This is a genomic window from uncultured Tateyamaria sp. (assembly GCF_947504105.1).
Taxonomy (GTDB): domain Bacteria; phylum Pseudomonadota; class Alphaproteobacteria; order Rhodobacterales; family Rhodobacteraceae; genus Tateyamaria.
In genome coordinates this window covers 29,835-56,249 of sequence record NZ_CANNGP010000025.1, presented here as the reverse complement: position 1 = coordinate 56,249, position 26,415 = coordinate 29,835, and the positions used below count along the sequence as shown (strand labels likewise).

Annotated in this window: 25 protein-coding genes; 16 read left to right on the top strand and 9 right to left on the bottom strand. The window is 59.4% G+C overall.

Annotated features, from left to right (window positions below; translation table 11 throughout):
* Positions 1-13 precede the first annotated feature (13 nt).
* Entirely contained in the window at positions 14-1,276 is a 1,263-nt protein-coding gene (locus Q1A75_RS15085) for an FAD-dependent monooxygenase (protein WP_299549008.1), read from the bottom strand.
* A gap of 48 nt (positions 1,277-1,324) precedes the next feature.
* Between Q1A75_RS15085 and Q1A75_RS15080 the strand changes: the two genes are divergently transcribed.
* The 4 genes from Q1A75_RS15080 (at position 1,325) to Q1A75_RS15065 (ending at position 7,645) form a co-directional block, all read left to right on the top strand.
* The gene (locus Q1A75_RS15080; protein ID WP_299549005.1) at positions 1,325-2,653 is read left to right on the top strand and encodes an amidase family protein; all 1,329 of its coding nucleotides are present in this window, start codon (positions 1,325-1,327) and stop codon (positions 2,651-2,653) included.
* A gap of 213 nt (positions 2,654-2,866) precedes the next feature.
* Positions 2,867-4,045: an aminotransferase class I/II-fold pyridoxal phosphate-dependent enzyme gene (locus tag Q1A75_RS15075; RefSeq protein WP_299549002.1), complete on the top strand. Its 1,179-nt coding sequence runs from the start codon at positions 2,867-2,869 to the stop codon at positions 4,043-4,045.
* Between the two features lie 18 nt (positions 4,046-4,063).
* Complete coding sequence (locus Q1A75_RS15070; RefSeq protein ID WP_299548999.1) at positions 4,064-6,955, top strand: DNA translocase FtsK; 2,892 nt, start codon at positions 4,064-4,066, stop codon at positions 6,953-6,955.
* A gap of 96 nt (positions 6,956-7,051) precedes the next feature.
* Positions 7,052-7,645, top strand: coding sequence for an outer membrane lipoprotein carrier protein LolA (locus Q1A75_RS15065; RefSeq protein ID WP_299548996.1), 594 nt, complete (start codon positions 7,052-7,054; stop codon positions 7,643-7,645).
* 9 nt (positions 7,646-7,654) lie between these two features.
* On the opposite strand, the gene Q1A75_RS15060 is transcribed toward Q1A75_RS15065, so the two are convergent.
* Positions 7,655-8,230, bottom strand: a complete 576-nt coding sequence (locus tag Q1A75_RS15060; protein WP_299202786.1) for a lytic transglycosylase — start codon at positions 8,228-8,230, stop codon at positions 7,655-7,657.
* Between the two features lie 75 nt (positions 8,231-8,305).
* Positions 8,306-9,187 (bottom strand): AEC family transporter, encoded by an 882-nt coding sequence (locus tag Q1A75_RS15055; protein WP_299548993.1) that lies wholly within the window; start codon positions 9,185-9,187, stop codon positions 8,306-8,308.
* A gap of 85 nt (positions 9,188-9,272) precedes the next feature.
* Between Q1A75_RS15055 and hspQ the strand changes: the two genes are divergently transcribed.
* Positions 9,273-9,599 carry a heat shock protein HspQ gene (gene hspQ, locus Q1A75_RS15050; RefSeq protein ID WP_299548990.1) on the top strand — a complete coding sequence of 109 codons (327 nt, stop codon included), beginning with the start codon at positions 9,273-9,275 and terminating at the stop codon, positions 9,597-9,599.
* 39 nt (positions 9,600-9,638) lie between these two features.
* Here the strand turns inward: hspQ and Q1A75_RS15045 are convergent, their stop codons facing one another.
* From Q1A75_RS15045 to Q1A75_RS15035, 3 genes are all read right to left on the bottom strand, one after another.
* On the bottom strand, positions 9,639-11,213 hold the full coding sequence (locus Q1A75_RS15045; RefSeq protein WP_299548987.1) for a gamma-glutamyltransferase family protein: 1,575 nt from the start codon (positions 11,211-11,213) through the stop codon (positions 9,639-9,641).
* A 234-nt stretch (positions 11,214-11,447) separates the two neighbouring features.
* On the bottom strand, positions 11,448-11,843 hold the full coding sequence (locus Q1A75_RS15040) for an ATP-binding protein (RefSeq protein ID WP_299548984.1): 396 nt from the start codon (positions 11,841-11,843) through the stop codon (positions 11,448-11,450).
* Between the two features lie 83 nt (positions 11,844-11,926).
* Entirely contained in the window at positions 11,927-12,265 is a 339-nt protein-coding gene (locus Q1A75_RS15035) for an STAS domain-containing protein (protein WP_299548981.1), read from the bottom strand.
* Positions 12,266-12,356: 91 nt separating this feature from the next.
* Between Q1A75_RS15035 and Q1A75_RS15030 the strand changes: the two genes are divergently transcribed.
* From Q1A75_RS15030 to rarD, 9 genes are all read left to right on the top strand, one after another.
* Positions 12,357-13,529 (top strand): acetyl-CoA C-acyltransferase, encoded by a 1,173-nt coding sequence (locus Q1A75_RS15030; protein WP_299548978.1) that lies wholly within the window; start codon positions 12,357-12,359, stop codon positions 13,527-13,529.
* A 72-nt stretch (positions 13,530-13,601) separates the two neighbouring features.
* A complete protein-coding gene (locus Q1A75_RS15025; protein ID WP_299548975.1) occupies positions 13,602-14,054 on the top strand; it encodes a GAF domain-containing protein in 453 nt (150 codons plus the stop codon).
* A gap of 66 nt (positions 14,055-14,120) precedes the next feature.
* The gene (locus Q1A75_RS15020) at positions 14,121-14,693 is read left to right on the top strand and encodes a helix-turn-helix domain-containing protein (RefSeq protein ID WP_299548972.1); all 573 of its coding nucleotides are present in this window, start codon (positions 14,121-14,123) and stop codon (positions 14,691-14,693) included.
* Positions 14,693-15,313 carry a LysE family translocator gene (locus tag Q1A75_RS15015; protein WP_299548969.1) on the top strand — a complete coding sequence of 207 codons (621 nt, stop codon included), beginning with the start codon at positions 14,693-14,695 and terminating at the stop codon, positions 15,311-15,313. Before Q1A75_RS15020 ends, Q1A75_RS15015 begins: the two co-directional genes overlap by 1 nt.
* A gap of 1 nt (position 15,314) precedes the next feature.
* The gene (locus Q1A75_RS15010; RefSeq protein ID WP_299548966.1) at positions 15,315-15,698 is read left to right on the top strand and encodes a GFA family protein; all 384 of its coding nucleotides are present in this window, start codon (positions 15,315-15,317) and stop codon (positions 15,696-15,698) included.
* A 12-nt stretch (positions 15,699-15,710) separates the two neighbouring features.
* Positions 15,711-18,155, top strand: a complete 2,445-nt coding sequence (locus Q1A75_RS15005) for an FAD-dependent oxidoreductase (protein WP_299548963.1) — start codon at positions 15,711-15,713, stop codon at positions 18,153-18,155.
* A 30-nt stretch (positions 18,156-18,185) separates the two neighbouring features.
* Entirely contained in the window at positions 18,186-19,079 is an 894-nt protein-coding gene (locus Q1A75_RS15000; RefSeq protein WP_299548960.1) for a homocysteine S-methyltransferase family protein, read from the top strand.
* Between the two features lie 9 nt (positions 19,080-19,088).
* Positions 19,089-21,536: an FAD-dependent oxidoreductase gene (locus tag Q1A75_RS14995; RefSeq protein WP_299548956.1), complete on the top strand. Its 2,448-nt coding sequence runs from the start codon at positions 19,089-19,091 to the stop codon at positions 21,534-21,536.
* Between the two features lie 47 nt (positions 21,537-21,583).
* Positions 21,584-22,477, top strand: a complete 894-nt coding sequence (gene rarD, locus Q1A75_RS14990; protein ID WP_299548953.1) for an EamA family transporter RarD — start codon at positions 21,584-21,586, stop codon at positions 22,475-22,477.
* On the opposite strand, the gene Q1A75_RS14985 is transcribed toward rarD, so the two are convergent.
* Positions 22,474-23,271, bottom strand: coding sequence for an alpha/beta fold hydrolase (locus Q1A75_RS14985; protein ID WP_299548950.1), 798 nt, complete (start codon positions 23,269-23,271; stop codon positions 22,474-22,476). The genes rarD and Q1A75_RS14985 overlap by 4 nt on opposite strands.
* A gap of 106 nt (positions 23,272-23,377) precedes the next feature.
* On the opposite strand from Q1A75_RS14985, the gene Q1A75_RS14980 reads away from it, so the two are divergent.
* On the top strand, positions 23,378-24,025 hold the full coding sequence (locus tag Q1A75_RS14980) for an RluA family pseudouridine synthase (protein ID WP_299548947.1): 648 nt from the start codon (positions 23,378-23,380) through the stop codon (positions 24,023-24,025).
* Positions 24,026-24,302: 277 nt separating this feature from the next.
* Entirely contained in the window at positions 24,303-24,590 is a 288-nt protein-coding gene (locus Q1A75_RS14975; RefSeq protein ID WP_299548944.1) for a transposase, read from the top strand.
* Between the two features lie 208 nt (positions 24,591-24,798).
* Here Q1A75_RS14975 and Q1A75_RS14970 read toward each other — a convergent pair whose 3' ends face one another.
* Both Q1A75_RS14970 and Q1A75_RS14965 read right to left on the bottom strand, forming a co-directional pair.
* The gene (locus Q1A75_RS14970) at positions 24,799-25,545 is read right to left on the bottom strand and encodes a hypothetical protein (RefSeq protein ID WP_299548941.1); all 747 of its coding nucleotides are present in this window, start codon (positions 25,543-25,545) and stop codon (positions 24,799-24,801) included.
* Positions 25,546-25,957: 412 nt separating this feature from the next.
* Positions 25,958-26,389: an aggregation factor core gene (locus Q1A75_RS14965; protein WP_299548938.1), complete on the bottom strand. Its 432-nt coding sequence runs from the start codon at positions 26,387-26,389 to the stop codon at positions 25,958-25,960.
* Positions 26,390-26,415 lie beyond the last annotated feature (26 nt).

The window sequence follows — 26,415 nt, the reverse complement described above, 5'->3', positions numbered from 1 at the left end:
CTCCAACTTGCCGTCAGAGCGGTCGACCTTGCATCAGGCGCGGCAGATCGCCGGTCAGTCCGGCAGCTTCCCGGATGAAGCTGCGGCGGAGGCCGGGCAGTGCGTTGACCACACCCATTCCTAGGTCGCGCATACTCCGTACGAGTGTATTGTCGTTTGAAAACAAACGGTTGAATCCATCTGTTGCGATGGCCAACGCCGTGTTGTCAAAGCGCCGCCATTCTTCATACCGGCGCAGAACAGCGATGCTGCCGGGGTCTTCGCCCCGGCGGGTGGCGTCGGTGATCACCTCGGCGAGGGCTGCAATATCGCGCATGCCCGCATTGAGCCCTTGCCCGGCAATCGGGTGCACGCCGTGCGCTGCGTCACCGATCAAGGCCAGACGGTTGCCTGCCAGTCTATGTGCCAGCGACAGGGACAATGGGTAGGTATAGCGCTGGCCCACAAGGCTGATGTCACCCAGAAAATCGCCAAAGCGCGGGCGCAGCATGGTTAGGTAATCTGCATCCGGAAGAGCGTTGAACGTCGCCGCATTCTCGGCTGTTTCACTCCAGACGATGGAGCTGACATTGCCGGTCAGGGGCAGAATAGCGAGCGGACCCGGCGGCATGAAAAATTGGTGCGCAATGCCTTGATGCGGTTTTTCGTGGGCGATGGCACACACCAGCGCCGTTTGGCCGTAGCCCCAGCCTGTCTGCTTGATCCCCGCCCGTTCGGCAGTGCCGCTGCTGCGCCCATCGGCGCCGATCAAAATCTGACCTGTCAGTACCCGACCCGATGCCAGCGTCACAGCTGCCTCGCCTGGGTCGACATGTTGCGCCGTGACCGTTTCGCCAGACATATGCGTGATGCCGTCCGTCGCCGCCATGGCATCAAGAAGGGCGCGTCGAATGTGCCTATCCTGCACCATGTAGCCCATTGGGCCTTCCTCGATCTCGGTGTGATCGAAATGCATAAAAAAGGGCGATGGCCCTTCACCTGCGCGGCCATCCGTGACCTTGATTTCAAGAATAGGCTGGCTGTTGTCGGCGATATCATCCCAGATGCCGACACCATCGAGTAGCCGCTGCGAGGTCAGTGCCACCGCGTAGCTGCGTCCATCAAAGGCCGCATTCTTGCGGACCTTTTCCGCCAGCGCGTCAATCACGATCACGCGCTGTCCGGTGTGTGCGAGGGCGAGGGCGAGAATAGGGCCGGACAGGCCGCCGCCGACGATCAGGATATCGCTGTCATGCGTCATGTCGCGCAATATGGACGGGTGCTTGGGATTGTCCATGCGTTGTCACGTCGCTACCGTCCCCGCAAACCGGACGGAGGGTAGGACATGCAGGCGTGGTTGGACAAGAGTGCAGCGGATCTGGGCCGCGCCATCGGTGCGGGCGAGGTGGATCCCGTCAATTTGACCCAAGCCTTTCTTGAGCGGATCAAGGCACATGCGTTGTCAGACCGCATTTTCGCCCGACTGCCCGAAGACCGTGCGATGGCCGAGGCGCAGGCCGCGTCTGTCCGCGCCAAGGCTGGTGCGCGTTTGTCCTTACTGGACGGTGTGCCGATCAGTTGGAAAGACTTGTTTGACACCGCAGGTGACGGGACCGAGGCCGGGTCGAAGCTGTTGGCGGGCCGTGTGCCGGACCGAGATGCCGTTGTTTTGCAGAATGCGACGGCGATGGGGTTGGTGTGTCTGGGCAAGACGCATCTGAGCGAGTTGGCCTTTTCCGGTCTTGGTTACAATCCCTCCACCGCGACGCCCCCATGTGTGAACGATGCCGATGCTGTGCCGGGTGGCTCGTCCTCGGGCGCTGCGGCGTCGGTTGCATTTGGTCTGGCGCCTGCGGCTATTGGATCTGACACGGGTGGGTCGGTGCGTATTCCTGCTGCTTGGAATGATCTGGTGGGGCTGAAGACGACACATGGGCGGTTGTCCTTGGAAGGCTGTGTGCCCCTTTCGCTGAAGTTTGACACGGTGGGACCATTGACCCGGACGGTTGAGGATGCAGCGCTGTTGATGGCGGCACTGGAGGGTTTTGGTTCGGTGGATTTGCGCGGTGCATCGTTGCAGGGGCGCCGGTTTGCGATGCTGAAAACCATTGTTTTGGATGACATTCGGGATGCACCCAAGGCTGCGTTTGAGGGTGCTGTCGAGAAGTTGCGTGCGGCTGGGGCAGAGGTTGAGCCGCTGGAAGTGCCGGAGTTGGAAGAGGCCATGGCGCAGGCTGGGCCTTTGATGCCCGGCGAGGTGTACGGGTTATGGCGCGATGTGATCGAGGCACAGCCGGAGGCGATGTATTCCGAGATTCTGGAGCGGTTCCGTTTGGGCAAGGAATTCAGCGCGCCGGATTACAACGCGGCTTGGGCCAAACTGGATGCGGTTCGGCAGGCTTGGGATGTGGCCGTGGCGTCTTATGACGCCGTGTTGGCCCCAACGGCGCCGATCCTGCCGCCGAATCTGGAACGGCTGAACAGCGACAGTGACTACTACAAGACCGAGAACCTGCTGGCCCTGCGCAACACGCGGGTGGGCAACTTGATGGGCATTTGTGCCCTGACCTTGCCGACGGGTGTGCCGAGCTGTGGCCTGATGATGATGGGTGTGCAGGACGGCGAAGAGGCGTTGTTGCGGTTGGGGGTTGCGGCAGAGGCGGCTTTGGGCTGATCCAAAGGCCGCCTTGCGGCGACACCATATTTTGTTGGGGGTTTCACCCCCGGCCTTCTGCCTCCCCCATGGTATTTTCGGTCAGAAGAAGGGGCTGATTGGCGGATTTGCCACAAGGTGACGATTTGGCGTGGTTTTTCTGGACGAGGGAGTCACCCTTGGGGTACATTCAGGCAAACGGGGCGAAAATGATCCCGAACCTGAGGCAGTTTGATGAAGTTTCCCGAGCGGTTTTCGAACCTTCCGGCTTATGCGTTCCCGCGTTTGCGCGCCCTTTTGGATCATCACGATCCGGGCGGCGATGTCGTGCATATGACCATTGGGGAGCCAAAACATGCCTTTCCTGCTTGGGTCACGGATGTGATTGCCGAGCATGCGGCAGGGTTCAACAACTACCCCCCGAACGAAGGTTTGCCCGAGCTGCGGCAGTCGTTTTGTGATTGGCTGGGCCGCCGCTACGGCGTGTCGATGGATGCCGATGCGAATGTGATGCCGCTGAATGGGACGCGCGAGGGTCTTTACAATGCGGGGATGGCGCTTTGCCCCGAGGTGAAGAATGGGCAACAGCCTATCGTGCTGATGCCGAACCCGTTTTATCAGGTCTATATGCTCGCCGCGATTTCGGCGGGGGCGGAACCGATGTTGGTGCCTGCCACGGCAGAGACGGGGCATTTGCCGGACTATGCGGCGGTTGATCCGGAGATTCTGAACCGCACCGTTGCGTGTTACATGTGTTCGCCTGCGAACCCGCAGGGCGCTGTGGCGGGCAAGGATTACTGGCGGGACTTGATCGCGCTGGCCGAGAAGTACGATTTTCAGGTCTTTGCCGACGAGTGCTATTCCGAGATTTATCGTGATGTGCCGCCCGTGGGTGTTTTGGAGTGCATTGGTGATGCGGACCCCGAGCGGGTCGTGGCCTTTCATTCGCTGTCCAAGCGGTCGAACCTGCCTGGGTTGCGGTCCGGGTTCATCGTTGGTGGGCCTGCGACCATTCGCGAGGCCAAGCAGTTGCGCACCTATGCAGGCGCACCGTTGCCTTCGCCCCTTCAACACGCGGCGGCGGCGGTTTGGGCGGATGAAGAGCATGTCATCGAGAACCGGGCGCAGTATCATGAGAAGTACGACATGGCCGATCGTATCCTAGGCAATGTGCCGGGATATATGTCGCCCGAAGCCGGGTTTTTTCTGTGGCTGCCTGTTGGTGACGGTGAGGCGGCGGCGTTGAAGCTGTGGACAGAAACCGGCGTGCGTGTACTGCCGGGCGCGTATCTGGCGCGTGAGATCGACGGGTTCAATCCCGGACATGAGTTTATCAGGGCTGCACTTGTGGCCCCAAGGGCAGAGACGGAGCGGGGCCTGACGGCCATTCGCGACGTTCTTTATGCCACATAAGAAAAGACGAGGCGAAGCATGGCATATCAGACACGGCGGGATCCGCTTTTTGACCACGGAATGCAGGCGGCGTTGGAAAAACGCGGGCGCGAGTTGGTGGGTATTGGCCTGCTGATCGCGGGCCTGATGGCTGCGGCCATGATGCTGAGCTACACGCCGGATGATCCGAACTGGATGGCTTCGACCGATGCGCCGGTGCAGAACTGGCTGGGTCGCACGGGCGCCTCTATCGCTGCGCCGCTGTTCATGATCGGCGGCTGGGGCGTGTTTGGCATTGCCATCGTTCTGATGGCGTGGGGTGTGCGGTTTGGGCTGCATCTGGGGACCGAACGGGCGCTGGGTCGTCTGATCTTTGCCCCCATCGCGATTGCTTTCGGGTCGATCTATGCCGCTACCCTGCAACCGGGTGACGTGTGGCAGGCGACCCACGGCTTCGGTCTGGGCGGTCTGTTCGGGGATACTGTCATGGCCTTTATCCTGACGGTTTTGCCTGTTGGATCGAGCTTTACTGTCAAGTTGATGTCGTTGCTGATGGGCATTGGTATCGTGGTCTTTGGCGCTTTTGTCCTAGGCTTTACCCGGGTCGAGATTGCGCGTCTGGCCCGCTTCCTGCTGGTCGGGTTGGTCGTGGTCTATGCCATGTTAATGACCGTTTTGGGTCGTGGTGCCAGCGGCGCGGTGCAGGCGGCACGTACCATGCAGGAGCGTCAGGCAGAACGTCGTGCGGCGCGTGAGGCCGAGGCGGCAGAGGCCGAAGCCTATGCTGCTGCGGTTCCGCCGATGCCTGCCTATGATGAGCCTCTTGTCGAAGAGCCAGCCAGACCCAGCCTGTTGTCGCGGATGCCTGCGCTGATCAAACGCCCCGATCAGATGCCGGATGAGATGCCCGAGCAGGAACTGATCGAGACCTACAGCGACGTGGATGTGGGCGAAGGCCCCGGCGACGAACGGATCAAGACCAAGATTGCCGACGTGATCAAGGCGCGTGTGCGGTCGAACCCGGCCGTGCAGGCCGAAAGCGTCGCACCGTTGACAAAGGGCCGTGGGCGCGGACCGGATCCGCTGGTGTTGAACACCGCGTCACAACCGATCTTGCCGCCGGAACCGCCATTGACCGCTGCCGCGTCGCTTGGTCGTGCGGAACCACCACTGACGGCTACACCCGGTGCGTATGTGCCTGAGCCGGTCCAAGACTATGCATCTGATCCCATGCAGGAGTACGCGCCGGAGCCGGAACAACTGGACGCACCCATTCCGGAACCAGTTGAAGCTGCCCCGGTCATTCCTGTGGCCGCGCCGCGCACAGTGGTTCATCAGCCGGCCCGCAAGCCGGTGCAACCCAGCACACGCGCGCAGTTGGAGGCACAGCCCAAGCTGAGCTTTGAGGACACCCATCCCGGTTTTGAACTGCCGCCCCTGAACCTGCTGGAAAGCCCCAGCGTGGTACAGCGCCATCACCTGAGTGACGAGGCGTTGGAAGAAAACGCGCGGATGCTTGAGAACGTGCTGGATGATTACGGCGTAAAGGGCGAGATCGTTTCGGTTCGTCCCGGTCCCGTTGTCACCATGTACGAGTTGGAGCCTGCGCCCGGTTTGAAAGCCAGCCGTGTGATTGGTCTGGCCGATGATATTGCCCGGTCCATGGCCGCCCTGTCGGCCCGTGTGTCGACTGTGCCAGGTCGGTCGGTGATTGGCATCGAACTGCCGAACGAGAACCGCGAAAAGGTTGTGCTGCGCGAAATCCTTGCCAGCCGCGACTTTGGCGATGGCAACCAGAAGCTGCCGCTTGCGTTGGGCAAGGATATTGGTGGTGATCCGGTCGTGGCGAACCTGGCCAAGATGCCTCACCTTTTGATTGCTGGTACGACGGGTTCGGGTAAGTCGGTGGCGATCAACACGATGATCCTGTCGCTGCTGTATAAGCTGACGCCCGAGGAATGCCGGTTGATCATGATCGACCCGAAGATGCTGGAACTGAGCGTTTATGACGGCATTCCGCACCTTCTGTCCCCTGTTGTGACCGATCCGAAAAAGGCGGTTGTGGCCCTGAAATGGGTCGTGGGCGAGATGGAGGAACGCTATCGCAAGATGTCCAAGATGGGCGTGCGCAACATCGACGGCTACAATGGCCGGGTGAAAGAAGCGCTGGCGAAGGACGAGATGTTCAGCCGCACCGTTCAGACGGGCTTTGATGACGAGACGGGCGAACCCGTATTCGAGACCGAGGAATTCGCACCCGAAGCGATGCCCTACATCGTTGTCATCGTGGACGAGATGGCCGACCTGATGATGGTTGCGGGCAAAGAGATCGAGGCGTGCATCCAGCGTCTGGCGCAGATGGCGCGGGCCTCCGGCATCCACCTGATCATGGCGACGCAGCGGCCTTCGGTCGATGTGATCACCGGGACAATCAAGGCGAACTTCCCGACGCGGATTTCGTTCCAAGTGACCTCGAAAATCGACTCGCGCACCATTTTGGGCGAGATGGGGGCCGAGCAGCTCTTGGGCATGGGTGACATGCTGTACATGGCCGGTGGCGCCAAGATCACGCGTTGTCACGGCCCGTTTGTGAGCGACGAAGAGGTCGAAGAGATCGTTAACCACCTCAAAGCCTTTGGCGCGCCGGACTATGTGTCAGGCGTTGTGGAAGGACCGCCCGAGGACAAGGAAAGCAACATTGACGCTGTTCTGGGGCTGGGTGGCAACACGGATGGCGAGGATGCGCTGTACGATCAGGCTGTCGCCATCGTGATCAAGGATCGGAAGTGTTCAACCTCGTACATCCAGCGGAAGCTGGCCATCGGCTACAACAAGGCGGCACGCCTGGTTGAGCAGATGGAGGACGAAGGTGTCGTGAGTTCCGCGAACCACGTGGGCAAGCGCGAAATTCTGGTCCCCGAACAAGGGTAAGCGGGGACCTGCCGTACCGTACGGCCTGTTGATATCGTATAACAGGCCGTCCCGGCCTATATCATCGCCAAGACAAAGATGTGAAAGGTGGGCGGTATGACCCTATGGACCCGGATTGCAGCGATTTCTGTCGCGGTTGTAACAGCGCAAGCCGCGTGGGCGGACAAGCTGCCGTTGAACGCGATTTCCAGCTATTTGAACGATTTGCGGACAGCGCAGGGGACGTTCACGCAGGTCAATGATGATGGGACTGTCGACACCGGCAATATCTATATCAAGCGGCCGGGCAAGATGCGATTTGAGTACAACGCGCCCAATGAAACGCTGATGATTGCGAGTGCGAACGCGGTTTACATCGTCGATTCCAAATCAAATCAACCGCCCGAAACCTATCCGCTGCGCCGCACGCCGTTGTCATTGATCCTCGCGCGGAATGTGAATCTCGGTCAGGCCAATATGGTGGTCGGCCATGACTTTGACGGCACGGCGACCGTTGTCACGGCGCAGGATCCCGAGCATCCGGAATACGGGAACATCGAAATGAAATTCACCGGCAACCCGGTGCAATTGCGCCAATGGGTCGTGAATGACAGTGGTGGTGGTCAGACGACCGTTGTCCTGGGTGAGCTGCAAACAGGCGGCTCTCTCTCGAACCGCCTGTTTGATGCGCCGCGCCGGACGTCAGACTAGACCGGGGCTTTAGCAGGACCGCAGCTGCACCGCGTACTGATCGGACCGGGCATCAACCTCGCCCGCGACGCGCATCAGCCATGCCTTGTTGCGGTAGGTTCCGCGCGTATAGCCCGTGCGCCCTTCGTGATAGGCAAGGTACTGGTTGCGCGTGTCGCTGAGGGGAATGCCCAGCCGTGCGTTTGTTTCCGCCATATACCAACCCATGAAGTCTGTCGCGTCGCGGATGCGATCGCGGCGGGCCACGCGCTTACCGGTGGATGTGCGGTATTCATCCCACGTCCCATCAAGGGCCTGGCTGTAGCCGAAGGCGCTGGAGATGCGGCCCGTGGGGATCACCCCGGCTGCATAGCGGTACGGGGGCCGCGCGTCCGATATGAATTTGCTTTCCTGGTAGATCGTCGCCATCTGCACGTGCACCGGCACGCCGTATTTGCGTTCAACCGCCTTGAAGGCGCGAAGGTATTCAGGGCGCTCACGGACAATGGAACAGGCGTTGTCCAGCTGGTTGGGGGCCGTACCCGACCCGCCACCACAGCTGGCAGCCAAAAGAACCAAAGCCATTGCGCGAAAGAGTCTGCTCATCTGCCTCACTCGCTTTTATGTTTATCTTTTTTTGCGAGTTTACAGGAAAATGTGCGGCGTGGAAATCACGTTTTGTCAAAGAACAAACGCAAGGATCAAGGGAAGTGCCGCGACTGACATGAGAGTTGACGCAACAACAAGGCCTGCGACCCTATCCGACTGTGCGCCATACTTTTCAGCAAGCAGATAAGATGTCACCGCCACGGGTGTGGCGACTTGCAGGACCAGTACACCAAAGGCAACGGGATCGAGGGCAAAGAACCGGCCAACGATCCAGGCGATGCCCGTGCACAGCGTCAGTTTGATGCCTGACAGGGTAACGGCTTGCAACATTCCCTTGGCCGATAACCGCGCCACTGCGACGCCCAGTGTGATCAGCATCATCGGGATTGCCATCTGTCCGATCAGATCAAGCGCATTGGTCAGGAAGATTGGCGTCTGCCAGCCCTGCCACTGAAATAGCGCGCCCAGAACAGTGCTCCAGACCAGGGGTTCGCGCAGTACCTTGCCGAATGCTCCGGTCCCCGCCACGAGCCATATGCCATAGGTGTAAGACCAGAGCGCCATGATGGCGAACACGATGATGGCATAGCTGAGCCCGACATCCCCGAAGGCAAAGAGGGCGAGGGGCAGGCCCAGATTGCCGGTGTTTCCAAAGATCAGGGGGGCGGCGTATGTGCGTGTGTTCAGGTGTGCGATCCGAACCACTGCCAACATGACAAGGGTGACCGCCCCGTAGGTCACAACCGATGCCACAGACAGCTTGCCCAAAGCAACGGGATCAATCTCTGTTTGCATGAGCGAAACGAAGATCAGGCAGGGCAATGAGAGGGTCATGGCCAGCTGGGTGACGAACTGAATACGGTATTCGAGCCCGATCTTCACCCAGGTGAATCCAATGCCCGCGAGCAGAAAGACGGGGGCCACGATTTGCAGGACTGTTAAGGTAATGTTCACAGACTGTTTCCAGCGAAATTGTGCTCAATTATTGGACAAGTGTCCCTTGCACCGTGTAGTCACGTGCCTTAGGGGGCGCAATGTCATGCTAAGAACACGCGCAAAATATCATCTGGGCCAAGTTGTCCGCCACAAGAAACACCCGTTTCGCGGTGTTATCTTTGATGTCGACCCCGAGTTTTCGAACACGGATGAATGGTACGAGGCGATCCCCGAGGACAGCCGCCCCAAGAAAGCGCAGCCGTTCTACCATCTACTGGCCGAGAATGACCAAAGCTACTACGTGGCCTATGTGTCCGAACAGAACCTGGTCGCGGATTATTCCGGTCAGCCGGTTGATCACCCCGACATTCCCGACCTGTTCGGTCCGTTTGAGGACGGGTCATACCCGCTGCACTTCCAGCTGAATTGACGTGCGGGGCGGAGGACACCTCCGCCTTACGATATGCGCCTAGTAGCCCAATGCACACCCGTCTTTGCGCGGATCACTTGCCCCTTCGAGCACGCCGTCATCCCGCATCAGGATTGCCTGCGCGCCGCCAATGGCGGTGTCGGGGATGCTGACCTTGTGCCCGAGATCGCCGAGGTCCGACCGCACCTGATCTGAATAGCCCCGCTCGACCTTCATGTTGCCCGCGTCTGAAAAGGCGCGCGGCGAGTCGATCGCCGCCTGAGGGTCGAGGCCGAAATCCGTAAGGTTCGAGACAAAGCGCGCATGCCCGTTGGGTTGGTACGCGCCGCCCATGACCCCGAAGGGCATGATCGGTTTACCGTCCTTGGCCAGCATCCCGGGGATGATCGTGTGCATGGGACGTTTGCCGCCCTTGAGTTCGTTTGGATGCCCCTCCTCCAGCGTGAAGCCGGCCCCGCGGTTCTGGAACAGGATGCCGAACTTGTCGGTCGCGATGCCTGATCCGAAGCCGTGGAAGATCGAGTAGATCAGCGATACCGCCATGCCATCGCGATCCACTACGGTGATATAGATCGTGTCCTTGTGCACCTGTTCGCTGAGGGTTGTGGCGTTTGGCATCGCCTTGCTGGGGTCGATCATGGCGGCCAGTTGTGCCGCTGTTTCTGGCGCCATCATGTGATCGATGCGCGTAGCATAGTCGGCATCGGCGATGAACCGGTTGCGGGCGTCGTAGGCCAGCTTGGCGGCTTCGGCCTCGATATGCGCGCGTTGGGTGCCCCATGGATCCATATCCGCGATGTCGAAATGCGTGAGGATGTTGAGCATCAGGTTCGCGGTCGCTCCTTGCCCGTTTGCCGGATGCTCGATCAGATCCACACCTTGGTAGCTGCTGCTTAGCGGGGTAGTGTCGGTGCATCCGGTCGATGCAAAATCCTCGGCTGTGTGCATGCCGCCCATCGCGTTCAGGGTTGACAGCATGTCTTCGGCCACCTCACCGCTGTAGAAGGCGTCACGCCCGTCTTTGGCGATGCGGCGCAGGACCTCCGCCTGCTGCGGGGCTGCAAATACCTGGCCAGTTTTTGGGGCAGTGCCGTTCACCAGATATGTGTTGCGGGCTGATCCCTGTAGGACCGTTTGGTCATTGGCCCAATCATAAGCGACGCGGGGCGCCACGGGGACACCGGTTTCGGCGTAGTGGATGGCAGGGGCAAGGAGGTGGTCCAGGCCCAAGTGGCCAACGCGGTCGGACAAGGTACAAAAGGCATCGATGGCGCCGGGCACTGTGACCGCATGTGCACTGTAGGTCGGAACCGTGGTTTCACCCGCGGCACGCAGGTCTGCGGCGTCCAATGCCATCGGCGCGCGCCCCGATCCGTTGAGTGAATGCATCTTTCCGTCAGTATCGGACCACAGGACAAAGCAGTCTCCGCCGATGCCGGTCATCTGGGGTTCGCAAATGCCGAGAAGAACCGCGCCGGCAATGGCTGCATCCATGGCGTTGCCGCCTGCTTTCAGGATTTCGACCGCTGTTTGCGTCGCAAGCGGGTGCGATGTGGCGCACATGCCGGATGAAGCCAGAACAGGTGAGCGGCCGGGCAGGTGAAAGTCGCGCATGAAAATCCCCATAGTCTGATTGCACTGGGCAACCTAACTGCCGCAGGTGTCTTGTCCACAGTAGATTGGGGGAGAAGATCCTCGGTGACGCGCACTGGGTGGGGGCAATTACACGCGACACCGAGGGAAGCTATTTGCAGCTACGTCAGACGGTATGTCAGTGGATTCGGGCAGGAATGTGTTGCACCGGGGGCCGTTTTGCGAAATCAGTCTTTGGGACGTTTTCCCGACGCGCTATGCCACCGCAACAGCAAGCCGCAGTTGCAATAGATTTTCCTTGTCTTGCCGCTGATAGATCACATCCTTGGCCAGATCCTTAATCAGGAACCAGCCAAACCCGCCTTCGGGCATGTCGCAGAAGTCAACTTCGATGTCCGCGGCAATACCGACGGGTGTCCGACCATCCGGCATCGCGCGCCCCGAATCAACAACTGTAAGATGAAGGCCGTCCGGTGCGTGTGAACAGGTGATATCAATCGGGCCGGATTCTTCTTCCGTGGGATAGGCGTGTTCCACGATGTTGTTGAGCGCCTCAGCCATGACCAACTCGACCGTTCCCGCCTCTTCCACATCCAGTGACAGGGGTTTCAGCCCGTCAAGCAACTGACCAAGCGCCGTTCTGACGGCCATTTGTCCACTCACCACCGAAATGTGAAATGCAGGCAAGAATGTTGTGCGGGTCATCGAACGGACTTCCATCTGGGTCGACAAAGTTAGGTCTTCAGCTCGGCAATCGCCCCGTCAAGTGTAGGGAAGACGGGGAAAACACTGTCCATGCGGGTTAGGCGGAACACTTTTTCCACGGTCGGCGTTAGGCCTGCGAGCGCGAGCTTGCGGGACTGGCCCATCTGCTTCATCGCTGCGACGATTGCACCTAATCCGCTCGAATCGATGAACTGTACTTCGCTCAGATCCAGCACGACGGTGTCGTCGCCGTTGTCCGTTGCGCTGCGCATCGCTTCCTTGAATTCGATGGCCACCGCCGCGTCGATGCGGCTGTCATGTACGGACACCACTTGTAGGCTGTTCTCTGATCGGCTGCGAAGATCCATGCGCGCCCTCTTGCAATTCTCTGGTTACATTGTCTGTCTAGGCCGCAATCCTTACTATTCGGTTGCTACCTTCTAACGGGAGATCAAGAGCATGAAATCAGTTGTGATCGCCGGCGCATCGCGCACCCCCATGGGGGGGTTTCAGGGCGCATTGTCTGACATGTCCGCCGCGGCACTGGGCGGTATCGCGATCAAGTCCGCGATGGACGGTGCCGGGGTGTTGACCGTGGACGAGGTGCTGATGGGCTGCGTCCTGCCCGCCGGTCAAGGGCAGGCCCCTGCGCGTCAGGCTGGCTTTGCAGCCGGATTGGCAGAGGACGTACCCGCGACCACTCTGAACAAGATGTGCGGCTCGGGAATGAAGGCGGCTATGATGGCCTTTGACCAGATCGCGCTGGGCCACGCTGATACCATGGTGGCCGGTGGCATGGAGAGCATGACAAACGCACCCTACATGCTGCCCAAGATGCGAGGTGGCGCGCGTTTGGGCCATGGGCAAGTGATTGATCACATGTTTCTGGATGGTCTCGAAGATGCCTATGACAAGGGTCGTTTGATGGGCACTTTTGCCGAAGACTGTGCCGAGACCTACCAGTTCACGCGCGAGGTACAGGATGAATTTGCACTCGCATCCCTGAGCCGCGCACAAACCGCCATTCAAACCGGAGCGTTCGAAGGCGAGGTAACCCCGGTAGAGATCACAACGCGCAGGGGGTCGGTCACTATAGAGACAGACGAGCAGCCGGGCAGCGCAAGACCGGACAAGATACCGCATTTGAAACCAGCCTTTCGTGATGGGGGCACTGTGACTGCGGCCAACGCGTCCTCGATTTCGGATGGGGCCGCCGCGTTGGTGCTTGCATCCGCAAACGCAGCCGAGGCGCATGGCATGACCGTGCGCGCGCGCATCCTTGGCCATGCCAGCCACGCGCAGGCTCCGGGTCTGTTCACTACTGCACCCGTGCCCGCGACCCAGAAGCTGTTGGACCGCATTGGATGGACAAAGGATAATGTGGATTTATGGGAGGTGAACGAGGCCTTTGCCGTGGTTCCCCTCGCTTTCATGCGTGAAATGGGCCTCAACCATGATGTGGTGAATGTAAACGGCGGCGCGTGCGCGCTGGGTCACCCGATCGGTGCATCCGGAGCTCGCATCATCGTGACGCTTTTGAATGCGCTGGAAAAACGGAACCTCAAACGCGGCGTTGCGGCCATCTGCATCGGCGGTGGCGAAGGAACTGCGATCGCCATAGAACGCGTCTGAGTTTCTTCTGACTAAAAATACGACGGGGTCTGGGGCAGCGCCCCAGCCCTTCCCGGCCAAGGGAGACTACCGGTGCCAGATTACGACCTGCTTGCCAAAACGATCCAAAGCCTGACCGAAGACGAGGACGATCCGATCGCTTTGATGGCGACGGTTGCGTGCGAAGTGCATCACAGTGACGATCGGTTCGACTGGACCGGGTTCTATCGTGTGACGGGCCCAGAGATGTTGAAGATCGGCCCCTACCAGGGTGGGCATGGCTGCCTGCAAATTCCCTTTTCGCGCGGCGTGTGCGGTGCGGCGGCGCGGACAGGCGAGGTGCAACTGGTAGCGGATGTGGATGCCTTCCCGGGCCACATAGCCTGTGCCAGTTCCACCCGCTCCGAGCTCGTGCTGCCGGTCAAGGCGGCCACTGGAGACCTGATCGCCGTTTTCGACATCGACAGTGATCAATCGGATGCCTTCACACAGGGCGATGCCGATGCATTGGCCGTGATTCTTGGGAATGTTTTTGCACGCACGTGAAAATCTATCTTGATTTTTCATTTTGACTTCCCTTACGTGAAATTCTGAAAGGGAATTTCACGGCTCATGCTGCAATCAGACCCAACCATTGCCCATAGCCTTGGCGCGGACCTGCGTGCCTTGCGCAAGGCGCGTGGGCTGACACTGCAGGATTTGGCTGATGCATTGGGTCGATCCGTGGGATGGGTCAGCCAGGTCGAGCGTGATCTGTCCGAGCCGTCGATCACCGATTTGCGCCACATCGCGGCCGAGTTGGACATTGCCGTATCAACCCTGTTTCGCCGGGGCGCGGCCCCTGCCAACGAAGAGGGCTATGTCGTCCGCAGCGGTGCACGGCGGCCCATCGGATCACGTACGGCGGGATTAGTCGAAGAGTTGCTGTCGCCCGACCTGACAGATGATTTCGAGATGGTGCATTCGACCTTTGAGCCGCACAGCGAGATTACCCAAGCCGTCACCCGCCCGACACAAGAGGTGGGATATCTGATCTCTGGCCGTCTGGACCTTGAAATTGCCGGCCAGACCTATGCCATCGCACCGGGCGACAGCTTCCGGATCCGTGGCGAGCCCTTTCGTTGGAAAAACCCCTATGACGCGCCTGCAGTCGCGATCTGGGTTATCGCGCCGCCGGTGTACTGATGTCGTTCGAAGCCTGGGCCATATTCGCGATGTTTTGGGTGGTGTTTGTCACCACCCCCGGCCCAAACGCTGTCAATTGCATCAACAACGGCATGACCCTGGGTTTTCGTCGGTCGGTCCCCAGCATTCTTGCGATCCTGACGCAGGCGCTGCTGTTTCTCATCTTGTCGGCGGCGGGCATTACCGCGCTCATCGCCGCGTCTCCAACTGCGTTTTTCGTGGCGAAGCTCATCGGAGCAGGCTTCCTGATTTATCTCGGCGTTCGTGGTTGGCTTGCGGCCCGGAACGCACCCAAACTAGCCGTCCAATCGGGCAAATCCGTTTATGCCCGGGCTTTCGCAATTGCGACGATCAACCCCAAGAGCGTGGCTGGCTATCTCGCTGCCTTTTCACAGTTTGTGCAGCCTGACGTGCCTGTCTGGGATCAGATGTGGCAGATCATTCCAACGGCTTTGACGATCACCGCGCTCAGCTATTCAGGCTTCACCGCACTGGGCGCGAGTATTGGTCGCGCCGCCATCGGCGCGGTTTTCAACGTTTGGTTCCGGCGCGTCATGGCAACATGTTTCATTGTCTATGGTTTGCTTCTGGGCGCGTCAGCAACACCGGGGAGGTCCTGATATGATGACTGGAAGCTGCTTGTGTGGCGGTGTCGCCTATAGCCTTTCGGGAGAGCTGCGCAACTCCGTTGCTTGTCATTGCCTCCAGTGCCGTAAGACGAGCGGACACTATGTCTCCGCAACGCAAGTGGCGCCCGGCCAGCTTGTGATCACGCGCAATGCCACATTGGTCTGGTACCAGTCTTCGCCCAAGGCCCAACGTGGCTTTTGCAGCCACTGCGGTTCGTCCCTGTTCTGGCGACATGAGGACGATGGCGGTGCCGTGTCTGTCATGTCGGGGACATTGGACGGGCCGACCGGGATCACCACGGAAAAACACATCTTTGTCGCCGACAAGGGCGACTATTACGACATTGCGGATGGACGTCCGCAACACGACCAATAGGGAGCTATTCAAATGGCAGATTTTCCAACAACGGCCCGCGTGGTCATCATAGGGGGTGGTGTCGTCGGCACCTCGACCCTGTACCATCTTGCCAAGGCGGGTTGGACCGATTGTGTTCTGCTTGAGAAGAACGAGCTGACTGCGGGGTCTACGTGGCACGCGGCGGGCAACTGCCCGAACTTCTCGTCCTCCTGGGCCGTGATGAACATGCAGCGCTACGGGCTGGAGATCTATCGGACCCTGGCTGACGACGTCGACTACCCGATGAATTACCACGTCACCGGCGCGATCCGCCTCGCCCACTCGAAAGAGCGGATGCAGGAGTTTGAGCGGGTCGCAGGTATGGGCCGCTACCAGGGCCTTGAGATGCAGATGTGCACTCCTGACGAGTTGAAAGAGTTCAACCCGTTCATGGAGACGCACGATCTGGCTGGCGGTCTTTGGGATCCGCTGGATGGTGACATTGATCCTGCCCAGTTGACACAGGCCTTGGCCAAGGGTGCGCGTGATGCCGGTGGGCGCATCGAGCGCTTCTGCCCCGTCATTGGCCTCGACCGCGATGGCGACGAGTGGATCGTGAAAACCGAGAAGGGCGAAATTCGCGCTGAATACGTCGCCAACTGTGCCGGCTACTACGCGCAGCGCGTGGGTGAGATGTTCAAGCCCTTTGGTGGCCGGACTGTGCCCATGGTTGTCATGTCTCACCAGTATTTCCTGACCGAAGAGATCCCCGAACTGGCCGAGTGGACCAAGGAAAAGGGTCATAAAATGCCGATGATCCGCGACGTGGACATCAGCTACTACCTGCGTCAGGATAAGAACGGCCTGAACCTTGGGCCTTACGAGCGGAACTGTAAGGCGCATTGGGTGACGCCTGACGATCCGATGCCAGAGGACTTCAGCTTCCAGCTTTATCCGGACGATCTGGAGCGTCTTGAGTTCTACATCGAGGACGCGATGGAACGTGTGCCTGCACTGGGCACTGCTGGCGTTGGCCGTAACATCAACGGTCCGATCCCATACGCACCTGACGGGCTGCCGATGATCGGCCCGATGCCCGGCGTGAAGAACGCGTTTGAGGCGCATTCCTTTACCTTTGGTATCGCCCAGGGTGGTGGTGCAGGCAAGACGCTGGCCGAGTGGATCATGCATGGCGAGACCGAGTGGGACATGTGGGCGGTTGACCCGCGCCGCTACACCGACCACGCCGATCACGACTATTGCCTGTCGAAAGCGCTGGAAACATACGGCCACGAATACGCGATGCACTTCCCGCATCACGAATGGCCCGCTGGGCGGAACAAGAAGCTGTCTCCGAACCACGATCGCCTTGTAGCCGATGGCGGCCAGATGGGTGCCTACAACGGTTGGGAGCGCGCAAACTGGTTTGCCAAGGATGGCGACGACACCTCCGAAGAGGCGACACAGACATGGGATCGCAACGGCCCATGGGAAGCCCGGATCAAGGAAGAAGTCGAAGCCGTGCGCGATGGCGTGGGTGTCATCGATATGTGCGGCTTCTCGCGTTACGCGCTTAAGGGTGCGGGTGCGGCAGAGTTCTTGCGGACACAGATCACCGGCGCACTGCCCAAAGCGGGCCGGATGAACCTGTCCTACTTTGCCGACAGCCGTGGCCGTATCCTGACCGAAGTATCGATGATCCGGCATGGTGAGGATGACTTCACTATCATGACCGCTGCTGTTGCGCAGTGGCACGATTTTGAACTGCTTGCCAGCTGTGCGCCCGAAGGTGTTGAGCTGACGGACCTGTCCAAAGAGGTCACCACCATGCTGGTCACGGGCCCCAAATCGCGGGACCTGTTTGCCGATATCTCGGACGCGGACCTGTCCTTGGGCTGGTTGACGCACCAATCAGCCACGGTGGCTGGCGTGCCTGTTGTCATGGCCCGCGTGTCCTTTGTAGGTGAGCTGGGCTGGGAAGTGCACGCGCCAACCGATCAGGCAGCCAAGGTCTATGAGGCGATCCGTGACGCGGGTGCCACACCGTTTGGCATGTACGCGCTGAACTCCATGCGTTTGGAAAAAAGCTATCGGACGTGGAAGGGCGATCTGTCGACCGACTACACCATGTTTGAAGGTGGTCTCGACCGTTTCGTGCGTCTCGACAAGCCACAGGATTTCCCTGGCAAGGCCGCGCTGCAGGCAGAGAAACAGCAAGGGTCGAAGAAGCGTTTCGTCACCATGCTGGTCGAGGCGGGCGATCAGGACTCGCCCTACATGTCCACCGTCTGGAATGGCGACGATGTTGTTGGTGAAACCACATCCGGCGCGTGGGGCTATCGGATCAATGCATCTATCGCCCTGGGCGTGGTGCGCAACGATCTTGCCGCCCCGGGCACCGAGCTGGAGGTCGAAATGTACGGCAAACGCTACAAGGCGGTCGTGCAGGCGGACCAGCCGTTGTGGGACCCTGAAAACGAACGGCTGCGGGCGTGATCGATTTTGGATTTTTTTCGGAGCTGACGGATGGCTGAGATCACACTGTTGGATGGTGGGATGGGGCAGGAACTTGTGCATCGCGCAGGGGACAAGCCCACGCCGCTTTGGTCGACGCAGATTATGCTGGATCATCCAGGCTTGGTCACGCAGGTGCACGCGGATTTTTTTGCCGCGGGCGCCACGATAGCGACCACCAACAGCTACGCCATCCATCACGACCGTCTGACAGATACTCCGGTGGAGGGCGCGTTTACTGCCCTGCACCAAAGTGCTTTGTTTGAGGCACGAGCTGCACGACGCGCCCACGGATCGGGCCGTATCGCCGGGGCCATTGGTCCATTGCGTGCGAGCTACCGGCCCGACCTGCATCCGGATCCGGATGTTGCCGTACCACTTTTTGCAGAAGTGGCGAACCTGCTGGCCCCTTCCAGTGACCTGCTGATTTGCGAAACTGTAGCGTCGCTTGCCCATGCGCAAGATGTGCTCGCAGGGACCGTGCCAACAGGCAAACCCGTTTGGCTGGCCCTCACCGTTGAGGATCGGGACGGCAGCAAGCTGCGCTCGGGCGAAGACGTTGCAGATGTAATACCCATCGCACGCGACCGCGCCAGTGCAGTGCTGATCAATTGTTCCGCGCCCGAGGCCATTCCCGCAGCACTGGCCGGGCTCAAGGGTCTGGATGTGCCTATCGGTGCCTATGCCAACGGGTTCGAGCAAATCACCTCCGATTTTCTTGAAGACAAACCCACGGTCGACAGCCTGTCGGCCCGGCGCGACTTCACTCCCGCTCTCTATGCTGACCACGTGATGTCGTGGATCGATGCAGGCGCCACCATCGTGGGCGGCTGTTGCGAGGTTGGCCCCGCCCATATCGCTGAAATCGCCCGACGCCTGAAAGCCGCCGGGCATGTAATCGTCTGAGGATGTACTATGCCTGATCTTCCCTCCAACGCCCGCGTTGTCATCATTGGTGGTGGCGTCATTGGCTGTTCGGTTGCCTATCACCTGACCAAGCTTGGGTGGAAAGACGTGGTGCTGCTTGAGCGCAAGCAGCTGACATCGGGCACGACATGGCATGCCGCTGGCCTGATTGCGCAGCTGCGCGCGACGGCCAACATGACCAAGCTGGCCCGCTATTCGCAGGAACTCTATGGAGAGTTGGAAGCTGAAACCGGTGTTGCCACAGGCTTCAAACGCGTGGGGTCGATCACGGCGGCCTTGACCGACGAGCGCCTTGAAGAACTGCGCCGTCAAGCGGGCATGGCGCGATCCTTTGGTGTGGATGTCGAGGAAATCTCGCCGACTGAAGTGAAAGCGCGCTATGAGCATATGAACATCGACGGTGTGACCGGCGGCGTGTACCTGCCCCTCGACGGTCAGGGCGACCCAGCCAATATCGCGCTGGCACTTGCCAAGGGCGCGCGTCAGAACGGTGCCAAGGTGCAGGAGCGTGTGGCGGTTACCAACATCGTGCGTGAGGGCCGCCGGGTCACAGGCGTGGATTGGAAAGGTGAGGATGGCAGTGAAGGCCGCATCGATTGCGACATGATCGTGAACTGTGCGGGTATGTGGGGGCACGAGGTTGGCCGCATGGCGGGAGTGAACGTGCCGCTGCAAGCCTGCGAGCACTTCTACATCGTCACCGAGTCCATCAAAGATTTGAAGCAACTGCCTGTGCTGCGCATCCCTGACGAGTGTGCTTATTACAAGGAAGACGCGGGTAAGATTCTGTTGGGTGCCTTTGAACCCAACGCCAAGCCTTGGGCGGTCGATGGCATCCCGAAGGATTTTGAATTCGACCAGCTGCCCGAAGACTTCGATCACTTCGAGCCAATCCTTGAGGCGGCGGTGAACCGTCTGCCGATGCTGGCCGAGGCGGGTATTCACACGTTCTTTAACGGACCTGAATCGTTCACGCCTGACGATGCCTACCACCTGGGTCTTGCGCCCGAGATGGACAACGTCTGGGTCGCTTGCGGTTTTAACTCCATCGGTATCCAGTCCGCCGGTGGCGCTGGCATGGCGTTGGCGCAGTGGATGGAAGATGGCGACAAGCCGTTTGATCTGGGTGACGTGGACATCAGTCGGATGCAGCCGTTCCAAGGCAACAAAACCTACCTGGCCGAACGCTCGACCGAGACGCTTGGCTTGCTTTATGCCGATCACTTCCCTTTCCGCCAAAAGGCCACCGCGCGCGGCGTGCGCCGGTCGCCCTTCCATGGGCACCTAATAGAGTGTGGCGCGGTGATGGGCGAATTGGCTGGTTGGGAGCGTGCCAACTGGATCGCCCGAGCCGGTCAAACGCCGGAGTACGAGTACAGCTGGAGCCGCCAGAACTTCTTTGACAACGTGCGCGAAGAGCACATGGCGATCCGTCAGAACGTGGGCATGTATGACATGTCGTCGTTCGGTAAGATCCGTGTCGCAGGGCGCGATGCTGAGGCGTTCATGAACTACGTGGGCGGCGGCAACTACTCGGTGCCGAATGGTAAGATCGTCTACACCCAGTTCCTGAACAATCGCGGCGGGATCGAGGCGGATGTGACCGTCACGCGCTTGACCGAGACCGCCTATCTGGTGGTGACACCGGCAGCGACGCGTTTGGCGGATCAGACTTGGATGGAACGCCACGTGGGCGATTTCAACGTGGTGATCACCGATGTCACCCCGGGCGAAGGCGTGCTGGCCGTGATGGGCCCGCGTTCGCGCGAGTTGCTGAACGCGGTGTCGCCTGCGGATTTGTCGAATGAGACGAACCCCTTTGGCACGGCACAGCAGATTGAGATCGGCATGGGCCTCGCCCGTATTCACCGCGTAACCTACGTGGGTGAGCTGGGCTGGGAGGTTTATGTGTCATCCGACATGGCGGGCCACGTGTTCGAGACGCTGTATGATGCGGGGCAGGACATGGGGCTGAAACTGTGCGGCATGCACATGATGGATACCTGCAGGATCGAAAAGGGCTTCCGCCACTTTGGCCACGACATCACCTGCGAGGATCACGTGATGGAGGCGGGGCTCGGCTTTGCCGTGAAGAAGGACAAGCCGTCCTTCATTGGGCGCGACGCGGTGCTGCGCAAGCAGGACGAAGGGCTGTCCAACCGGATGCTTCAATTCAAGCTGACAGACCCGGAACCGCTGCTTTATCACAATGAGCCGATTGTGCGGGATGGTGAGATCGTGGGCTACCTGACTTCGGGCGCTTATGGGCACCATCTGGGCGGGGCCATAGGCCTTGGATACGTGCCGTGCAAGGGCGAAGCTGCGGCGGATGTTCTGGCCTCGACCTACGAGATCGACGTGGCCGGTACACGCGTACGGGCAGAGGCATCGTTGAAGCCGATGTATGACCCGAAGTCCGAGCGCGTGAAGGCGTGACGCGGTCGTAAACCAATGCTACGGGTGGCCCTGAAAGGACCACCCCCATGACACAACCGAACGGTGATACGCCCCAAGGGCTTGGCTTTGCCATTTCCGCCTATTTCCTGTGGGGGTTTCTGCCGCTCTACATGAAAATGGTCAGCCATATCAGCGCTGCGGAAGTGGTGGCGCACCGTGTCATTTGGTCGGTTCCCATCGCGGCAGTGGTTCTGATTTTACTGAAGCGAACGGGTGATCTGTTGGCAGCGGTACGCAATCCGCGGATGTTGGCCATGGGCTGTGTGACGGCCGCCTTGGTGTCAATCAACTGGGGTATCTATGTGTGGGCCATTGCCTCGGATCAGACGGTGGATGCCGCACTGGGTTACTACATAAACCCCTTGTTCTCAGTCGCTTTGGGCGCGTTGGTTTTGCGCGAGCGCGTGACGCGGTTGCAGTTGATTGCCATTGGGCTGGCGTCCATCGCCGTGATTGTCTTGATCTGGCAGGCGGGCAGCGTGCCTTGGGTGGCAGTCGGGCTGATCCTGTCCTGGGGACTGTATGCTCTGGCTAAGAAACAGCTGCCTATCGGCCCAAATCAGGGTTTTTTACTGGAAGTGTTGATCCTGCTGATCCCGGCGCTGGGGTATGCGGTATGGTTAAGTGCGAGCGGACAAGGGCATTTCCTGACAACAGATTTCAGTGATACCTTGTTGCTGCTGGGATGTGGTGCTGTGACGGCTGCACCGCTGCTGCTTTATGCAAACGGGGCCAAGGGACTGCGCCTGACCACCATCGCCATTCTTGGCTATGTTGCGCCGACCCTGATCTTTCTGATTGCCGTGTTTGTGTTCAAGGAACCGCTAGACCAAGGACGGCTTATGGCGTTCCCGATGATCTGGGCGGCATTGGTGATCTATTCGACCTCAATGATCCGTCAGATGCGGGCGGCGACCTAGGACCCTTCGAACCAATCGCGGGCAAGGGTTGTCCAGCCGCGTGGCATTCCATGGCCGCCATCATGTTCGCAGAATTTTATCGCACCGTCGGAGCAGCTCGCGTTCCAATCGCGACAGCGAAAACGGTCGCTGATGTCGATTGTGTCTGGGTGTGTGCGGCACTGGTTGCTGGCGCGCGCCAGTGCGAGACTGTCCCACAGGCTGCCCTGATGCCAATCCCGAATGGCACGTCCCTCGAAGGGGACCTGGTTGTCGGCAAATCCATGGATTTGCAGGAACCGAACAGGCGTGGTCGGGCAGTTCGTTGTATCGTTGGGTTCCCGCAAGGCTCCAGAGATGGACGTGAAGCCAGAAAACTGTTCCGCGGCTTTGCAGGCGATGAGCCAAGCCATTGATCCACCTGCGGAAAACCCGGCGACATAGATACGGTCGGCGTCGATGGACGCCTTGGTCTTGGCATCTTCAATCACGTCGAGGGTAAAGGCGATATCATCGCGCGTGTTGCCATCCCGCCCCGGCCAGAAGCGCGTTTGCCGCCCCGGTATTTGCTGGCCGTTGGGGGCGATAACGACATAGCCCGCGTCTGCAAAATCCGACTTTATCCCACCGCGAAAGATCATTTGCCCGGTTGCGTTGTGTCCATGAAAGAACACAAGAACTGGTGCCGGATCGGTGCCGTTACCCCCATTGATCATGTGGTAACTGCCGCCGTCAATTTCGCAGGCAGTGTCGGGGCCACACTGGGCCGTGGCTAAGGTCGGAAGGGCGAGCAAGAAGGCGATCAAATATTTCATGCGGTGCAAAGTGCATCTGGATGCGACAAAGCAAAGAGCCAATCGCACCCCTCCCCGAAACGTGATGGGGGTTGTCATCGGTCTGCGCATTTGAGAGGCGAGGCATATGGATGACGTCTATGCCCCGCCCAACGATCCTTTGGAGATTTTGCACGACGATGCAGAAATGCTTGTGGTGTCGAAACCTTCCGGCCTGCTCAGCGTGCCAGGCAAGGGAGAGCACCTGTCGGATTGCTTGATCGCACGGGTGCAGGCGGTGTGGCCGCAGGCACTCTTGGTGCATCGGCTGGACCGGGACACGAGCGGCGTCATGGTGTTTGGCTTGACACCGCATGCGCAGCGTTACCTGTCGAAGCAGTTCGAGCTTCGGGCCGCGAAAAAGACCTATGTCGCAAGGGTTTGGGGGCGCATGACGCCCAAGACCGGGCGAGTCGATCTTCCGTTGATCGTGGACTGGCCAAACCGGCCCAAGCAACATGTGGACCGTGAAAACGGCAAGCCCGCCGTGACGGATTGGCGCGTGCTGCGCGACACCGAAACCGAAAGCCGGGTGCGGTTGATGCCGCAGACCGGGCGGAGCCATCAGTTGCGGGTGCATATGTTGGCATTGGGCCATCCGATCCTAGGTGATCCGTTCTATGCGGAGGGGCCTGCGCGCAATTTTAAGCGGTCGATGCTGCATTCGGAGGAGTTGCGGATCAAGCATCCGGACTCGGGCAAGATGCTACGATTTCGGGCGCCGGCACCTTTTTGAGCGCAACGTTCTGTAGGGATGCTGAGCCAGCTTTGGCATGTAAGGTCACATGCACCGCGTTAAGGCGTTGAAAACAGGGGTGATGGACCCGGTCACGCCCTGTGCATCCCCTACGAAAAATTCGTATTCGTATGGGGTGAATTGAACACGTTAACGCGGCGTTCGGGGGTATTTCTTAATGAAAGTTAATATCAGTCACGCTTGGCCCTTCGCTTCTCGCACCTGTCTTGCCCCCTAAAACTGTGCCAAAGTTGGCTTAGTTTTGGGGACAGGATTTATGGCGCGGAAACGGTATTCGGATGAAGGTATTCTGCGACTTTTGCGTGAGGTCGAGCTGAGCCTGTCGCCTTGTCCGGATGTTGCATCGGCCTACAGAACTGCTGGCGCAAGCGACGCGACCTATTACACATGGCACAAACAGTTTGGTGGTATGGGGCGATCGGAGATGGCCAACCTGAAGGCGCTGCAGAAAGAGAATGACCGGCTCAAGAAGATCGTAGCGGAGCTTGAGCTGGACAAGCTGATCCCGAAGAAGAGCCTGGATTGTTTAAAGCCGAGGGTCTGACGATAGACTAGCTTCGTCAGGCCATGGTGCACATCCGACAAAGGCTCGCGACCTCTGAACGCCGGACATGTCGGGCGATGGGACTGGCACGGAGTAAGCTGCACTATTAAGTTGCCACCAAGGAAGATGAAGCTTTGCGGCTGGCGATGATCCGGCTGGGCAAACAGTATAGGTGATAACTACCGTAAGGTCGCCGAGTTGCTACGTATCAAAGGTCGGGATCAAGCCGATCCAGATCTATCCAGGGTCGCCTGGGGAGAACGGTCACAACGAGCGCGAAGCCGATCGTGTCGTTGCCTGAACTGCCCTCAATCGTATCCGTCCCCGGAAATGGGAAAGAAGTTGTGCGACTGCCGGTGAGCAGAATGTCATCGCCAGCGCCGCCCTGAACCGAGTCGTTGGCACTCCCGCCAAAGATTGTGTCATTGAAAGCCGATCCAATGACGCCTTCGACGCTGTCAAGTTGGTCAGTGCCTTGGCCATCGCCAATCGCGTGTCCTATACGGCTGATGGCCAGATCGACAGTCACTCCAGAGGTCGCATTCGCATAGCTGACAATGTCAGTGCCGCCTTCGCCGTCGACGGTGTCGTTGCCGCCACCGCCTTCAAATGTGTTGGATTCGTCGTTGCCCGCAAAAGTGTCATTGGCGTTTGTGCTGATGATATTCTCAACCAGGAAATGCAGTTCCCTACTGCCACCCGATGATACGGTCCCAGCCAGGCTGCCATTGTTCAGTTGCACATTCAACGCAAGGAAATTGTCCGAGTAGTCCGCCGTATCGTTGCCCGCGCCACCGTGAAAGACATCGATGCACGCGTCATCGATCAGCAGGTCATCCTGTGTGCTTCCGATGATCGCGTCATTCCCGCCCGTCAGGGTAGAGACGTCGCTGTTGACAATATCGCTGGTCACCCGAAAACCGGACTGCACGCACGCCACCTGTGAATGTGTCATCGCAACCCGCCTCATGGAATTGCTTGCAAGTATCAACCGAGTAAAGAGCGTCAGGCTTTAAGCCGGTTTCTTCGTTGAATTCGCGTAAGACAAGTTGCCAAGCCGTCCCACTGTCTGCAATGCTTCACGCAATCTAACATCATTCGCCAATCAAAATCTGTGTTCTTCGCAGAAGCAAAATTTCCTATCGAGCCTCGGTCTTTCGGATAGCAAGGAGCGAAGCTAGGAAGGCCTGATTGGAATTGCGATCGTATTCCACAACTCGCATTCGATCATTTACCGCCTTGTTTAAGTGATCTCAGGCGAATGCCAAAAGGGGTCTCTTTGTGCCGCTGACTTGCCATCTGAACCTATGAAGCGACGTCCGCTTTGTGCCGATGCGTCACCGTACGGGGTGCAGGATACCTCCGCCCTACGACATGCAGTTCTGCAATTTGACTGTGGCCGCTCCGGAAGCGTCAAAGACCGCCGCTTGCCCGTCAGCACGCAGCATGGCCCCAGCCATCTCCGATCCATCCACCGTGATCTGGCGGGCGCTGGTTGTGTCGTCGATATCTGCGGTGAAGGTCCAGTTTGCTCCCGGTGTCACCTCATCCAGCGACAGGGACAGAACGGTATCTCCATCCGTGACCTGTGATGCGCGCGCCGTACCGGATACCCATTCCAACGGCTGGAACACTTCAACCCCGGCCCCTGCGCTCGTGGTGTCAAAGATCAGCCCGGCAGGCGCCGTGCCAAGGTCGATCTGCACGTCCAGCCGGTCCAACGCGCAGGTGCCGTCATAACTCAGTGTAAAGCGATCTTTTGGTGCGCCATCGCGGAAGCTGACTGTCAGATCAGCCATGGTGGCGGAGGGGAGGGCGGTCAAAA

Coding starts and splice junctions, on each gene's coding strand:
- Q1A75_RS15085 (WP_299549008.1), bottom strand. CDS start 1,276: ATGGACAATCCCAAGCACCCGTCCATATTGCGCGACATGACGCATGAC.
- Q1A75_RS15080 (WP_299549005.1), top strand. CDS start 1,325: ATGCAGGCGTGGTTGGACAAGAGTGCAGCGGATCTGGGCCGCGCCATC.
- Q1A75_RS15075 (WP_299549002.1), top strand. CDS start 2,867: ATGAAGTTTCCCGAGCGGTTTTCGAACCTTCCGGCTTATGCGTTCCCG.
- Q1A75_RS15070 (WP_299548999.1), top strand. CDS start 4,064: ATGGCATATCAGACACGGCGGGATCCGCTTTTTGACCACGGAATGCAG.
- Q1A75_RS15065 (WP_299548996.1), top strand. CDS start 7,052: ATGACCCTATGGACCCGGATTGCAGCGATTTCTGTCGCGGTTGTAACA.
- Q1A75_RS15060 (WP_299202786.1), bottom strand. CDS start 8,230: ATGAGCAGACTCTTTCGCGCAATGGCTTTGGTTCTTTTGGCTGCCAGC.
- hspQ (WP_299548990.1), top strand. CDS start 9,273: ATGCTAAGAACACGCGCAAAATATCATCTGGGCCAAGTTGTCCGCCAC.
- Q1A75_RS15045 (WP_299548987.1), bottom strand. CDS start 11,213: ATGCGCGACTTTCACCTGCCCGGCCGCTCACCTGTTCTGGCTTCATCC.
- Q1A75_RS15040 (WP_299548984.1), bottom strand. CDS start 11,843: ATGGCCGTCAGAACGGCGCTTGGTCAGTTGCTTGACGGGCTGAAACCC.
- Q1A75_RS15035 (WP_299548981.1), bottom strand. CDS start 12,265: ATGGATCTTCGCAGCCGATCAGAGAACAGCCTACAAGTGGTGTCCGTA.
- Q1A75_RS15030 (WP_299548978.1), top strand. CDS start 12,357: ATGAAATCAGTTGTGATCGCCGGCGCATCGCGCACCCCCATGGGGGGG.
- Q1A75_RS15020 (WP_299548972.1), top strand. CDS start 14,121: ATGCTGCAATCAGACCCAACCATTGCCCATAGCCTTGGCGCGGACCTG.
- Q1A75_RS15015 (WP_299548969.1), top strand. CDS start 14,693: ATGTCGTTCGAAGCCTGGGCCATATTCGCGATGTTTTGGGTGGTGTTT.
- Q1A75_RS15010 (WP_299548966.1), top strand. CDS start 15,315: ATGATGACTGGAAGCTGCTTGTGTGGCGGTGTCGCCTATAGCCTTTCG.
- Q1A75_RS15005 (WP_299548963.1), top strand. CDS start 15,711: ATGGCAGATTTTCCAACAACGGCCCGCGTGGTCATCATAGGGGGTGGT.
- Q1A75_RS15000 (WP_299548960.1), top strand. CDS start 18,186: ATGGCTGAGATCACACTGTTGGATGGTGGGATGGGGCAGGAACTTGTG.
- Q1A75_RS14995 (WP_299548956.1), top strand. CDS start 19,089: ATGCCTGATCTTCCCTCCAACGCCCGCGTTGTCATCATTGGTGGTGGC.
- rarD (WP_299548953.1), top strand. CDS start 21,584: ATGACACAACCGAACGGTGATACGCCCCAAGGGCTTGGCTTTGCCATT.
- Q1A75_RS14985 (WP_299548950.1), bottom strand. CDS start 23,271: ATGAAATATTTGATCGCCTTCTTGCTCGCCCTTCCGACCTTAGCCACG.
- Q1A75_RS14980 (WP_299548947.1), top strand. CDS start 23,378: ATGGATGACGTCTATGCCCCGCCCAACGATCCTTTGGAGATTTTGCAC.
- Q1A75_RS14975 (WP_299548944.1), top strand. CDS start 24,303: ATGGCGCGGAAACGGTATTCGGATGAAGGTATTCTGCGACTTTTGCGT.
- Q1A75_RS14970 (WP_299548941.1), bottom strand. CDS start 25,545: ATGACACATTCACAGGTGGCGTGCGTGCAGTCCGGTTTTCGGGTGACC.
- Q1A75_RS14965 (WP_299548938.1), bottom strand. CDS start 26,389: ATGGCTGATCTGACAGTCAGCTTCCGCGATGGCGCACCAAAAGATCGC.